The 14,349-nt window shown below is 56.1% G+C and carries 10 protein-coding genes; all 10 read left to right on the top strand.

Going from position 1 to position 14,349, the window contains the following annotated elements; genetic code table 11:
* The first annotated feature begins 285 nt into the window (after positions 1–285).
* A complete protein-coding gene (locus tag HY011_21455) occupies positions 286–1,335 on the top strand; it encodes a hypothetical protein (GenBank protein MBI3425499.1) in 1,050 nt (349 codons plus the stop codon).
* 204 nt (positions 1,336–1,539) lie between these two features.
* Entirely contained in the window at positions 1,540–2,244 is a 705-nt protein-coding gene (locus tag HY011_21450) for a hypothetical protein (GenBank protein ID MBI3425498.1), read from the top strand.
* A 176-nt stretch (positions 2,245–2,420) separates the two neighbouring features.
* Positions 2,421–2,618, top strand: coding sequence for a hypothetical protein (locus HY011_21445; protein ID MBI3425497.1), 198 nt, complete (start codon positions 2,421–2,423; stop codon positions 2,616–2,618).
* Between the two features lie 83 nt (positions 2,619–2,701).
* A complete protein-coding gene (locus tag HY011_21440) occupies positions 2,702–3,328 on the top strand; it encodes a type IV toxin-antitoxin system AbiEi family antitoxin domain-containing protein (GenBank protein MBI3425496.1) in 627 nt (208 codons plus the stop codon).
* Positions 3,329–3,425: 97 nt separating this feature from the next.
* The gene (locus HY011_21435) at positions 3,426–3,692 is read left to right on the top strand and encodes a hypothetical protein (protein ID MBI3425495.1); all 267 of its coding nucleotides are present in this window, start codon (positions 3,426–3,428) and stop codon (positions 3,690–3,692) included.
* A 65-nt stretch (positions 3,693–3,757) separates the two neighbouring features.
* Complete coding sequence (locus HY011_21430) at positions 3,758–4,318, top strand: exonuclease (GenBank protein MBI3425494.1); 561 nt, start codon at positions 3,758–3,760, stop codon at positions 4,316–4,318.
* Positions 4,319–4,448: 130 nt separating this feature from the next.
* The gene (locus tag HY011_21425) at positions 4,449–5,504 is read left to right on the top strand and encodes a LacI family DNA-binding transcriptional regulator (GenBank protein ID MBI3425493.1); all 1,056 of its coding nucleotides are present in this window, start codon (positions 4,449–4,451) and stop codon (positions 5,502–5,504) included.
* 67 nt (positions 5,505–5,571) lie between these two features.
* The gene (locus HY011_21420) at positions 5,572–9,027 is read left to right on the top strand and encodes a TonB-dependent receptor (GenBank protein MBI3425492.1); all 3,456 of its coding nucleotides are present in this window, start codon (positions 5,572–5,574) and stop codon (positions 9,025–9,027) included.
* 111 nt (positions 9,028–9,138) lie between these two features.
* Positions 9,139–10,545: a DUF1501 domain-containing protein gene (locus tag HY011_21415; GenBank protein MBI3425491.1), complete on the top strand. Its 1,407-nt coding sequence runs from the start codon at positions 9,139–9,141 to the stop codon at positions 10,543–10,545.
* Positions 10,546–10,650: 105 nt separating this feature from the next.
* Positions 10,651–14,340, top strand: coding sequence for a carboxypeptidase regulatory-like domain-containing protein (locus HY011_21410; protein ID MBI3425490.1), 3,690 nt, complete (start codon positions 10,651–10,653; stop codon positions 14,338–14,340).
* The last annotated feature ends 9 nt before the right edge of the window (positions 14,341–14,349 follow it).

Raw genomic sequence — 14,349 nt, 5'->3', positions numbered from 1 at the left:
GTGAAAAATGGTTGCGGTGAAAATGAGCCGTCAAGATGCCATAGGGAATTGAGCGCGACAAGCCGCCGCCGTGTTTTGCGAGCGCTTCGGACGAGTTTGCGCGTGTTGGGATGTGGTGCAACGCCGCAGCGAATTTGGGCTGACGTAGTTGGACTTCCCCGAACTCTTCTCGACTTACCACACCGGCGAATGATATAGAAGCACGGTGTTTGGCCCAGGCTGCGGCTGAATCCTCCCTATCCATGGCCCGCCGTTCGTAGAAATTCCATTCGAGGGATTGTGTTGATGACTTTGTGTTGCTGGCGTTTGCTGCGCCACGCCATATGGCTCGCGTTCTGGTTGGGGATGCCGGTGGGAGCGGCCCGCGCGCACCCGGCTTGGGGCATTTGTGTGAGCGCGGACGGCGAAGTTTATTTTGCCGATGCCGCCCAGCAGCGCATCTGGAAGATCAATCGCCGTGGGACGCTGGTTTCGTTGCTCAAAGGCCAGCATTCCCACAATCTGTGGTTGGATCAAGCGGGGGATGTGTTCGGCGAACACGCCACTTGGGACGCCGCCGCCAACCAATGGCGCAACCGCCGCTGGCTGTTTGACACCGACGACAAACTGATCGAACTAGGCTCGTCTTCTTTGAGCGCCATGCACGGCACGGGGTTCGCGCGCGATGCCGCCGGGAACCAGTATGAAGTGGAAAGCAGCGCCCAAACCATGCGGCTGTTGAAACGCACAGCAGCGGGACAATTGATCTTCCTGGCCGGGGGCGCGCCTGGCTATGCCGACGGGTACGGTGCGCAAGCCCAATTCACCGCGATTGGCGCGCTGGTTCTGGGCGCGGACGGCGCGCTGTATTTGTGCGACCAAGCCTGCATCCGCCGCGTAGCGCCGGACGGCAACGTTACTACGGTGGGCGGCAATCCACTGGCAGGTGTCGCGCGCAGCGCGCAGCCGCTGATTTTGGGTTTGGCCGTGGATGCGCAAGGCAATGTTTTGGTAGCAGATACCGAGCAACACGCCGTGCGCCGCATCAATGCGGAGCAGCGCGTCGAAACCATTTTTACGACCGGACGCTTTTGGCTGCCCGCCGGGGTGACCGTGTTCAACAACGAAGTGTTCGTGCTGGAGAGCCTGGCGGACGTGCCGCTCGTGCCGACGGCCTTGGGCATTGGCCCTTATCTGCGCGTGCAAAAAGTCGCGCTTGACGGCGGTATTCATACCCTGGCGACTGTCTGGGGTTCGACCACGCGGCTCTTGTTAGGCGCGGCGATCTTGCTGGGCGCCTTGGTTGTTTTGTGGCGCCTGCGCACACACGACAGCCGGCGCGGATCGGCGGCATAATTTGCCGAGAGCTGAAAGTTGCGCTTGAAGGACTTGCAAAATCAGCGCGGACAAGGCAAATAGTTACCTCCATTCGCAGTATCGCAGTTCGCAAGATGGCAGTTGGATCGTGTTGACACCATTGATGACCAAGCTGCCCATTCCTCCCCATTCGTACTAATCCCTGGAATTTCAATTTTCTTTCCGAGAAGGAGAACTATCTCAATGAGCTACTTCAAGAGTTGTAGTTTGGCTGTCGTTGTGTGCGCGCTGGGACTGTGCGGCGTGGTGGCCGCGCAAGTCCCGGTCAAAGTGCAAAAGGCCGAGCTTTCGATCAACTTCGGTGTCGCCAAAGGCCGCCTGGTGACTGCCGGTGAGCAGTTGATCTTTGTGGATGAGGAAATGCCAGATGCCTCGTTTGCCATTGATAAAGGCAATATCAAAGGCTGGAACGAGCAGGAGGGTGTCATCACCGTTGATACGAACAAGAACGTCAAAGACCGCAGCGGTGAGCGCAATCGCTTTGCCTTTCGTTTGGTCGAAGGCAGCGGCGCGGGGTTGGCCGCCTGGTACAAAGAAACCGTCATGGCGAAACCGGCGGACGCGCTAGCCAAAGACGTGACGGCCAGCACTGACAAACCGGGCCAGAAAATCTATCAGGCGCGCAAAGACAACCTGCTGGGGAAAACCACCGGCAAGCTGATCATTATGGACAACATGATTCATTTTGAATCCGCCGAAGGGCTGAAGTATTCGCGCCAGTGGGAGCTCAAGGATGTCAAAACCGTCAAGCAAACCGGCCCTTACATTCTGGAAATCGAACCGTTTTCCGGGGAAAAGTACAAGCTGGAATTGTTGGGCGAAGGAATGACCCCGGCTGAATTCAAAGCCCTGTCAGATCGCGTGGGTTCAGCGCGTGTGAAGCAGTAATAGCGCGGTTGACGTAACAAACCAGTGGCGCGAGCGGTTCGCAACATTGCGCCGAGGTGCGCCGGCGCTTGAATGCTACGTTCTTGCACCGCCAGCGCACTTAACCCATCGGCAACGTTTTGTTGCCGCGCCAGTCGCGCGCCGCATTGCGCACACGTAGCAGCGTGTGCCGATTTTTGAAAGGCTACGTGGCGGAACGCTGGCGCGCTCCCGAAGCTCGCACGCTGCATCGTTCGCCCGCGTTTCGCGCCATTCACGAAAAGCTCAACGCTACGCGCACGCCCGAAGAACTCAATCGCGTAGCCGAATCATTCTTGCGCGGCAACCTCACCAACAATGCGCTCAACGCGCGCGAACACAACTCGCTGGTTTGATTATGAACGGTAGTTTTCGCAGAACAACGGTGGTGTTCCGCTCTCTCTGCACTTATCTCGAAATGCAAAGAGAGCGGAACACGATGCCGAAACTAGCAAAAGCAACTCGCAAACCCGTAGCGACGCAACAAGTGCTGCAACGCATGGGGCAGCAAAACGTCGCACGTACCGGCGAACTCATCGGGCGTGGCGTGCATCGCGTCCATCTGCAACGGCTGGAAAAGCGCGGGCTGATCGTGCGCGCAGGGCGTGGTTTGTACCGCCTGGCCGATGCGGAACTGAGCGAGTATGAAAGTTTCCTGCAAGCGGCCAAGCTCGTACCGCAAGGCGTGCTGTGTTTGCTGTCGGCGCTCAACTATCACGAATTGACGACGCAAGACCCGTTCGAGGTTTGGCTCGCGTTGCCGCGCGGGGCGCATCGTCCACGCATCACCGAGCCGCCGCTCCGCCTCCATTTCTTTTCGGGCGAGTCATACACCGAAGGCATTGAGGAACACAAGATTGAGGGCGTCACGCTGCGTGTTTATAACGTAGCCAAGACCGTCGCCGATTGTTTCAAGTTCCGTAACAAGATCGGTTTGGAAGTCGCGTTGGAAGCCCTGCGCGAATGCCGCAAAGCGCGGCGCGCGACGGCGGATGAGATTTGGCGTTACGCCGGGATCTGTCGCGTCGGCAACGTGATAAGTCCCTATCTGGAGGCGCTGTGGTAACTCGCAAGACACCCACCAATTTGCCCGCTTCTGTCGGCGACCGCTTGCGCGTGATCGCGCAGCGCGACGGCAATTTGAGTTTGACGGCGAAACGCTGATGGCTACGATTCGCGCTACGTTCGCGCGTCGCCAAACGCCTTTGCCTAAAGGTACGCCGCTGGCGTTGAGCGAACAGTTCGTCAGTGATCGTTTGGTGCAATGGCAAAGTTTTCTGCGCAAGAATGCGTTGCGTGACCGCGAAGCCCAACTCGCCGACATCGTCGCCGCGATCACGCAATTTCTGTTGCCGCTGACCGAAGCCATGCACGCGGGCGTTCGTTTCGCCTTTCGTTGGACAAACAAAGGCCAGTGGAAACCGCTGTAACGAAGTGACGAAACGTAAACATTTCTCAACCAGTGAAGACGTTTTGTCACAAACAAATGAAAAGTATGAAAGACCAACCTGAGATTTACGTCAACACCGATGTCGAAAGCGACGGGACGATTCCCGGTGTCAATTCCATGCTGAGTTTCGATTCGGCGGCTTATCTGGCCGACAAGACGTTGGTGAGTACGTTTACCGCCAATCTAATGACGCTGCCTAAAGCAGTCGCCGACGCAGGTACGATGGCGTGGTGGGCGACGCAGCCTGTAGCCTGGGCCGCTTGCCGCGAAAACCCGGAAGACCCTGCCACAGTGATGCCGCGTTACGTCGCGTGGCTCAAGGCGCTCCCGGGCAAACCAGTGTTCGTAGCCTATCCGGCGGCCTACGACTTTATGTTCGTCCATTGGTATCTGATGCGCTTCGCCTCAGAAAGCCCGTTCTCGCATTCGGCGCTCGACATCAAGACCTTTGCGATGGCGCTGCTCAAAAAGGATTACCGCGCCTGCCCCAAACGCAATATGCCGAAACGCTGGTTCGACAAGCTGCCGCATACGCATCGGGCGCTGGATGATGCGATTGAGCAGGGCGCGTTGTTTTGCAATATGCTGGCTGAGTGGAAAGGTTGAACGCTTAACCGTTGTCCTGTCTGGTCGAATGGTAAGCAAGCGTGTAATGGCTGACATCAAGGCCGCAGCACCGCACTTGGTCGTCAGCTGGCATTGACATATTGAAGATGCTTGTGTAAATGTTTCCACAATGACAACCCCAACGATCAAAGACGTAGCCCAAAAAGCGGGCGTGAGCACTGCGACGGTTTCGCGCGTGTTGAATAACTCAGGCTATTTTGACGTAGATACGGCGCGGCTGGTCAATGAAGCGGTTGAGGCGTTGGGGTATCGTCGCAATGTGCATTGGGAACGGTTGGTGCGCAATGAGTCGCGCACGGTTTGTTTTCTGCTCGGCAATCGTGAAACGCTTAATTCAACACAAGTCAAAATGCTGCTCGCCTGCGAACGGGTGATGGCGGAGGCGGGTTACGATGTGGTCTTTTCGCTTCATCGCTATGACCGGGAAATGAAGGCGGGAAATTTACATCTGCCGCGCTTGATTGCGCAGCAGGGATCAGTGGACGGTGTCATCCTGGCCGGAGTGCATCACGACAATTTTCTCGACGCCCTCGACAAGCTGAAACTGCCCTATGTCATTGTGGGGAATACTTACATCGGGCGCAAAGAAAAACTGAAGCAAGACGCGATTGTTTATGATGACGTGTCGGGTTGCTTTGAAGCCATCGAGTATCTGATTCGCCTGCGTCATCAGCGCATCGCGTTTGTGGGCAATACAAAATTGCCTTGGTTTGCGCGTCGCTATGAAGGCTATCAGCGAGCGATGAAAAAAGCCGGGCTGAAGGAAATTACCGTGACCGACGATTGGAATGTGCATTACATCGAATACGGCAAGTTGGCGGCGGCGGAATTGCTGCGCCGCGCGACGACGCCTACGGCGATATTCAGCGGCAATGATGAAATTGCGGGCGGCATCTGGAAAGCCCTGCTCAGTCGCGGCGTAGCGATGCCCCGTGAGATCAGTTTGATTGGCTTTGGCGACCGCGAAGAGTTCTCGATTTTAGAACCTTCGCTCACCACCATTTCGGTCTTTCAGGAAAAGATCGGGGAAGAACTAGCGCGGATGCTGTTGCAGAAATTGAAGAACCCGGGCACACGGCTCGACGCCAAAGTCTTCCCGTGTCAGTTATTGGAGCGCAATTCGTGCAGCGTGCCGCTGCCGAATTTGAAGCTGATCAGGAAATAGGCATTATTTTTTTACTCTGCTATGTAAATGTTTACAGAATTTCCATCTCAACTAGGAGGCACCACCTATGCGGTTGATTCAAACCTTAACGATGCTTTGTTTACTATCTGTTTGCGCGCTGGCGCAGGAGTTCCGTGCCACGATCAGCGGGCGTGTCAGTGACGCTTCGGGCGCGGCGGTGGTCGGCGCGAAAATCGTCGTCACGAATCTGGAAACCAACGCAGCCAACCGCGTCGTCACTTCTGAGAACGGCGATTATGTCATTCCAGCTTTGCAGCCGGGACGTTACAAGCTGGAAGTCGAGGCCAGCGGCTTCAAAAAAGCGGTGCGCGACAACCTGACGCTGGAAGTGCTGGCGCGTCCAACGATTGATGTGGCGCTCGAAGCGGGCGCGGTCACGGATTCGATCACCGTCACCGCCGATGCGTCGCGGCTGGAAACAGCGGACGCTTCGCGCGGCGAGGTCATCAACGGGCGGACGCTGGTGGATTTGCCGCTCAACGGGCGCAATGCGTTTGCACTGGCAACGCTGGTGCCGGGCGTTAATTTCGTGGCGCGTTCACAAACGTTCACCTTTTTGCGCACGACCGGGAACAATGGGATTTCCAGCCTTGCGCTTTCCGGCTCGCAACCGCGTTTCAATGAAGCATTGCTGGATGGCGTGCCGAACACGGGCAGCGATGGTTTGATTCAGTTCATCCCTTCGGTGGACGCGACGCAGGAATTCAAAGTGCAGACCAATGCGTTTGATGCGGAGTTCGGACGGTTTGCGGGCGGTGTGATTAACGCTTCGATTCGGTCTGGGACGAATGATTGGCACGGAGCGTTGTTTGAGTTTTTGCGCAATTCAAAATTGAACGCGCGCGATCCGTTTGCGGCGACGATTCCGCAATTCGGCTACAACCTGTTTGGCGGTTCGATAGGCGGCCCGGTTTATTTGCCGCGCTTTGGCGAAGGCGGCAAGGCCGTCTATCGCGGGCAGAATCGCACCTTCTTCTTTTTCAATTATGAAGGCTCGCGCGAAGGCGTGCCGCGCGCGTTCGTTTCAAGCGTGCCAACAGAATTGGAACGGCAGGGCGATTTCTCGCAGACCTTTGTGCGGCAGGCGAATGGGACGGCTGCACCGGTTGTGATTTATGACCCGGCGACGACGCGGCAAGTGGGGACAGCATTTGTGCGCGATGCGTTCGTTGGCAATAAAATTCCCCTCAGCCGCATCAACCCGATTGCGGCGAAACTGATCACTCTGTTTCCGCTGCCCAACGCGGCGGGCGATTCGATCACGAAAGCCAACAACTATCTGCGCTCGTTCAAAGACCCGGTGTTTGATAACGGCTTTGTGGCGCGCATAGATCATCGGTTCAGTGAACGGCATGCGATCTTTGGGCGCTTTTCCAAACGCCATTTCCAGGTTTTGCGGCAGGGCAATTTCAAGAACGAAGTCACGCAGGATGTGGACGACCGCGTCGCGCCGGGCTTTGCGTTTGATGACACGCTGACGCTCAGCCCATCGTTGATTTTGAATATGCGTTACGGTTTCTCGCGTTATTTCAACACCGGTTCATCGGCGAATACTGGCACTGATCCGGCTACGTTTGGCTTTCCGGCAGCCTTGAGCGCGCTCTTGCCGGTCAAGGCGATTCCGCAAATTGCCATCGCTGGCCTTACGACTTTGAGCGGCGCGAACAAGTTGCTGAAAAGCTCTGAAGATTCGCATTCGTTTCGCACGGGGCTGACGAAAATCGCCGGTAAACAGACGTTTCGTTTCGGCGGCGAATATCGGGTGGTGCGCTCCAATCCAGGATCGTTTGGAGCCAATGCTGCCGGGGCGTATAGCTTCAATTCAACTTTCACGCGTGGGCCAAATCCACAGGCAGCCACGGTAACAGGCGGCGCGGCGCTGGCTTCGTTTTTGCTGGGGCTGGGTTCCGGCGGTTCGGTGGACAACAACGCGGCAACGGCGGAACAGGGCAAGTATTTCGGCTTTTATTTTCAGGACGATTTCCGCCTCAGCAGCAAGCTGACGCTGAATCTAGGACTGCGCTATGAATGGGAAGGCGATTACACCGAACGCTTCAACCGGCTCAATCGCGGTTATGATTTCACGACAGCGAGTTCGTTGGAACAGCAAGCGAAAATCAATTACGCCGCGAATCCGATTGCTGAAGTTCCGGCGACGAATTTCAACGTCAAAGGCGGATTGCTCTTCACCGGCGTGAATGGACAGTCGCGCGGGCAAACGAATCTGGATCGCAATAATTTCTCGCCGCGCCTCGGCGTGGCCTATAGCCTGACGCCGAAAACGATTTTGCGCGGTGGCTATGGTTTGTTTTATGGCGCGTCAACGGTACTCGCCGAATCACGCCTGGGCTTCAGCGTCTCGACGCCGTGGGTGGTTTCGAACGATGGCAGCTTGACGCCCGCCAATACGCTCAGCAATCCGTTTCCCACCGGACTGGTCAATCCGACCGGCGCAAGCCTGGGGCTGAATACGCTGGTGGGACAGGGCATCGGTTTCATTGATCCGAATCGTCAGCAACCGTTCACGCATCAGTATTCGTTGACGATTCAGCGCGAACTGCCGGGCAAGGTCTTGCTGGACGTGGCCTACAGCGGATCGCTGGGGCGCGATCTGGCGGTGAATCAGGCGGTCAATGCGATTCCGCTGCAATTCATCAAACAGGCGCGCGATACGTTTGTGGCAACGGGGCGCAACATTCTGAACGACTCGGTACAGAATCCGTTTTTCGGGTTGATTACGTCGGGCGCGTTGTCCGCACGCACGGTCACGCGCAGTCAGTTGCTGCGGCCTTACCCGCATTTCACCGGCATCACCCTGCTCAATCGCAGCATTGGCAGCAGCCGTTACGACGCCTTTCAAATGAAGGCTTCACGCCGTTTCGCCAATGGCTTCAGCCTGCTGGTGTCTTACACCAACGCCAAGCAGCTCGATCAGGTGCGCTTCCTCAACGAGACCGACACCGCATTGACCAAGGAACTGAGCGAGAATGACCTTCCGCAACGGCTGGTTGTCAGCAGCAGCTATGAATTGCCGTTCGGCAAAGGCAAACGCTTCTTCGGCAATGCTGGTGGCATTGGCGGCAAGATCGTCGAAGGCTGGCAACTCAACGCGATCTATCAGGCCCAGAGCGGCTATGTTTTCGACATCACCGGCGCGGAAAGCACAGGCCAAAGCGCAGAGATTCCGAACAGCGAACGCAGCGTCAACGGGTGGTTCAATACATCGGTCTTTCGCCAACGGCAGACGCTGGAGCTTGTTGGCTTGGCGCGTTTGCCCGATGTGCGTAGCGCCGGGAAAAACAACTGGGACATTTCGCTATTCAAGACGACGACCCTGACCGAAAAGATTCGCCTGCAATTCCGCGCCGAATCGTTTAATGCCTTCAATCGGCCTGAATTTTCTTCGCCGAGCGGCGGCTTTGGTTCCGCGAACTTCGCCAAAATCACCAGCACGAATACGTTCGCGCGGCAGTTTCAATTTGGGTTGAAGCTGTTGTGGTAGTAAACCTTCCTCCCGCGCACTTCACTTCGTAGTCACGAATTTATTCGTGACTACGAAGTGAAGCATGAGAATGACGATGAAGAACGGAGAAAAAAATACTCGCAACCCGCGCTGCACAGTCGGCGCAACTTTCTGCAACAAAGCAGTGCTGGGCTTTCCGCGCTCGCCTTAGCCGCATTGCTGGGCGAGGACGGCTTCGCTGCGGATGGCGCAAAAGCTGTGCTTGATCCGCTCGCACCGAAAAAGCCGCATCATCGCGTGCGCGCGAAATCCGTCATCTGGTTGTTTATGGAAGGCGGCCCGTCGCATCTGGATACCTTCGACCCAAAACCCGAACTGCTCAAACTGGCGGGCAAGCCGATGCCGGAATCGTTTGGGCGTCCGATCACGGCTATGGGTACAGGTGGGAATACGATTATGCCCAGCCAGCGCACCTTCAAAAATTATGGGCAAAGCGGCATTCCGGTGAGCGACTGGCTGCCCAACATTGCGCAACACGTAGACGATTTGGCCGTGTTGCGTTCGTGCTGGGCCGATGGATTGAATCATGTCGGTTCGGTCTGGCAGATGAATACCGGTTCGATTCTGGCCGGACGGCCTTCGCTTGGCGCGTGGGCGACGTATGGCTTAGGCACGGCGAATCAGAACCTGCCGACTTATGTGGTGCTGGCCGATGGCGAAGGCATCTTCGGCGGCCCAAATAATTGGAGCGCAGGGTTCCTGCCAGCAGTCTATCAGGGAACGCAATTTCGCACGGGCGCGAATCCGGTGCTGTACGTCAAAACACCCGCCAACATTGGCGATGAGCAACAGCGCAACAAAATTCAATTTATCACGCAACTGAATCAGGGGTACTCCGCCGACAAACCCGAAGACACGGAATTGCTGGCGCGTTTGAATTCATATGAGTTGGCCTATCGCATGCAAGCCGCCGCGCCCGAAGCCGTTGACCTGATGAAAGAATCCGAGGCGACCAAAAAACTCTATGGCATCGGCAACCCTGTGACGGATAAATACGGGACGATGTGCTTGATAGCGCGGCGCATGGTCGAACGCGATGTGCGCTTCATTCAGCTTTATTCCGGCGCGGGCAGCAAGTGGGATTCGCACGCCGATATGGAAGGCAACCACTCAAAGATGTGCGCTTCGAGCGACCTGCCCGTAGCGGGTTTGCTGACCGATTTGAAAGCGCGCGGCTTGCTCGATTCCACGCTGGTCATCTGGGGCGGCGAGTTCGGGCGGACGCCCTTCAACGAGAAGGGCGACGGGCGCGATCACAATCCCTGGGGCTTCACAATGTGGATGGCAGGCGCAGGCATCAAGGGCGGACAAATTATCGGCGCGACAGATGAAATCGGGCTGAAAGCGATTGAGCAACGCGCGCATGCTCACGATATTCACGCGACGATTCTGCACCTGATGGGATTGAATCAATTCAAGACGACCTACAAGCACAATGGGCGCCTGGAAGTGCCAACGTTGGTCGAGGGGCGCGTGATTCGTGAACTGGTTTCTTAACGCGAGCAGGTCGTCAACGACCTGCCTACATTCAGCCGTCAGGTGGTGACGAAGAGGGCTGAGCAATTACCCATAATATTTCACCTTGTTGGAGGAAAGCACCCGATGAATACAATCAAAGTCCATAACCTTGTAACAATAGTCTTCCTATTGTTGGTCGCTACCTTGAGCGGGCTGGCGCAAACCAGCGGCAGCGCATCCTTGCGCGGTACGGTCACTGACCCAACTGGCGCAGTAGTTGCTCAGGCTAAAGTCCTGTTGCGCGACGAACAGACGCAGCAGGAACGCACCGCGACAACCAATGAAGACGGCCTTTTCAGCTTTACCGCGTTAACGCCTGGCGTGTTTACGGTCAAGGTCGAGGGCGTGGGATTCAAGGTATATTCGCTCAGCAAATTTCTGCTCAGCCCCAGCGAAACACGCGGATTGAGTATCAAACTGGAAATTGGCGCGGCGACTGAATCGGTCACTGTTACCGGCGAAGCCGCCCAGATTCAAACCGAGACGGGCGAGAAGGCGTACACCATTACCGCCAGCCAGATTGAAAACCTTTCGCTGATTTCGCGCAGCAGTCTGGAACTCCTGCGCATCCTGCCTGGAGTGGTCGGCCCCGATGCCGAAACGCTTGATTTTACGGGCTTCCAACAAGGTGGCAATGCGAACAATGGGTTCAGTGTGAACGGTCAGCGCGGGCAAAACATCAACATCAGCATTGACGGCTCGATCACCAAAGATGTCGGCGCGAACAACGGCACTATCGTTACACCCAACAACGATATGGTGAAAGAAGTGCGCGTGCAGACCTCCAATTACGCGGCGGAATTCGGTACGAGTACCTTGCAGGTCACCGCCGTCACCAAATCGGGCGGCAAACAATTTCACGGCAGCTTGTATGAATACGCACGGCATTACAGCCTGAATGCTAACGACCGTGCCCGCAATTACTCCGCTTTGGCGCGGCCCCAATCGTCGCAGTTTTATACCGGTGGTAACCTCGGCGGGCCGATCAAACTACCCGCAACGGTGGGCGGCGATAAAGTCAAAGATCGCCTCTTTTTCTTTTACGGGTTTGAATATCAACGCCAGCGCAATCCGCAGGACATCGTCTTCGGCGTTGTTCCCACCCTCAAACAGCGGCAGGGAGATTTTAGCGAATTTCTGCCGTGCGCCAACATTGGGAACCCAGCCGGTTGCACTTCGACTTACCTGCTGCAAAACCGCACCTTGACCGTGCCGCGTAACGCCCCGACGGGCTTCACGGTCGGGCAGAGTCTGGTGGCAAATAATTTCAATCTCGCACCTTTCAAAGATGCCTCGAATCTAGGGCCGACGATGCTCAGCACGTTGTTTCCAGCACCGAATTACACCGATCCGACCGGGCGCTTCAATTACGTCACGGGTGAGACGTTGCCTTTAGATCGTACCGATCAGAAATTGCGCGTAGATTACAAGGTCAGTGAGCGCACGAATCTGTATGTCCGGTTGGCGCGCGAGACCGAAGGCGAAGAATTTTCCTATGGTGTGTGGGGCCGCAGCGCGTATGTGCCGGGTTACAGCAACACACTCGGCGATCACATTGGACGTTCGGCAGCCGCCAATCTGGTCACGGTTTTTGACCCGACCCTGACGATGGAAGTTGTCTTCAGCGCCAGTAAACTAAAGCTCTCGCATGAATTCAAAGACGTGGAGAAAGTCTCGCCGCAGGCATTGGGTCTCAGCAATTTGAAACTCCCCTTCGGCAATCTGGGCAAAACGTTCCCGACGCTTCAGGTGACGGGTCTTTCACAAGGACTCACAGGCGGCGGATATGTCGGTAATTTTCAGGGCGAGACGCCGCAGTTTGCTTTTAATTCCAGCTATTCCGTCAATGGCAACGTCACGAAGATCAACGGCTCCCACGTTTACAAATTCGGATCGTTGCTGGAACAGGTCAACAAGAAACAGAACCTCGGCAATCAGTACAACGGGCGCATTGTGCTGGGTGGGGTGACCAACGGCACGGGCAATTCCTTTGGCAATCTGTACATTGGGCGACCTGTTTCGGTGCAGCAATCCAATACGCCGCCCGTCGGTGAATTCCGTGCCTGGAACTTCGATGTGTATGCGCAGGACGCCTGGAAGATGAAGCCGTGGTTTACCTTTGAATACGGCTTGCGCGTGGTCAACGTGCCGAATAACAAAGAGCGCAATGGCCTGGAAACGTTCTTTGACGTGACGAAATACCAACGCAACGCAGGAGCCTTTATCAATGGCGATTTCAATAAGCCGAATGGGATTCAACTGGTCTCGCGCGGCGAAGCCAAAGCCGGCATCGTGGACGATCCCGCGCCGCGCCTGGCTCCGCGTCTGAGCTTCGCCTGGGATGTCAGCAAGAAAGGAAACTTTGTCGTGCGCGGTGGTTACGGGCTGTTTTATAACCGCGCGGCGGGTAACTTCCAATATTCGCCTGCGTTGCAGAACGCACCGAATTATATCAATCCGACGGTTCGCTTCGATTCAGCCGCAACCGCTTTCAAAGATGGCGTGCAGAATTTGACGCTGGATCGCTTGACGCAAGTTGATCTGGCGCGCGTCCCACTTTCGATCACGCCGGTCTCACTCAATCCCGAAGGCAACGACGTGACACGGACAGCGAGTTCCAGTCTCTCCATCGCGCGCCGCTTGGGGAAAGGGAACGTGCTGGAGGTTGGTTATGTCGGCAATCAGGTGCGTCATTTGCCGCAGGTGCGCAACATCAATTTCGTGCCTATCGGCGCGTTGCTGAAAGGCACGCTCACGGCGACCAACGGCCAAGTGCTTGATCTGTCGAGCGCCGTACAACGCGTTGCCCTTTCGACCGACGCCTATCGCCAATTGTTGCCCTTCCCGGATTTCAATGCCATCAACTTCCGCGAATATGTTGGCACGTCAGCGTATCATTCCGGCCAACTGACGCTGACGCGGCAACAGGGCAAGCTAACCTATACGGCAGCCTATACTTTCTCAAAAGCGCTCGGCATTTTTGGCGGCGATGGTGGCACGGTTGACCCGCTGGATGCGCGCAACCGTTCGTATGGCGTGCAAGCGTATGATCGCACGCATAATCTGGTCGTGAATTACAACTACAACTTGCCGCGCGTGATTCGTGGCAAGGGCAATAGATTGGCGAGTGGCTTATTGAACGGCTGGCAGTTATCAGGCATCTCGACCTATCAAAGCGGTGCGCCGATTCGCGTCTTCTTTTCCGGGGGCGCAACAGGAGCGACCGGCACGGGGTTGAATGGCGCGAATGTCTGGCAATCATGGTTTGGCACGAATGCGTTTGCGGGCGCGGGCACGACCAACATCGGCGGCATCGCGCCGATCCTGTTGGCGAATCCGCAAATCAATGGCGCGAGTACCAACGTTGGCGATAAGCTTTATGACGTTGCCACCATCGGCATTCCGGCCTTTGGGCAATCGGGTGCCTATCAATCGCCGTTTTATTCGCGCCTGCCCAGCCGCAACAATCACGACATGACAGTGATGAAAAACTTCCGCTTTAAGGAAGGCAAAAACATCCAGCTTCGGACAGGCCTTTTCAATATCTTCAATCAAGCCTTTGTCACGCGGCAATCGGATGTAGATATGACATTGCAAACCGATTGCCGGGTGCGTGTCAACGGAGTGCCAAATGGTTTGGGCGGGACAGTGAATAATGTCTGCGATCCGACGCAAGGCTATTTCTTCAACGACACGACTCTCCAGAATTTCGGGAAGGTCATTACGAAGCGAGGCAATCGGCGGGTACAAATCTCGGTCAGGTTCACTTTCTAACCAGACAAA

This window comes from Acidobacteriota bacterium, from assembly GCA_016196035.1.
Classification (GTDB): Bacteria; Acidobacteriota; Blastocatellia; order RBC074; family RBC074; genus JACPYM01.
The sequence above is the reverse complement of the archived record's forward strand: the minus strand, read 5'-3'. Positions and strand labels throughout refer to the sequence as shown.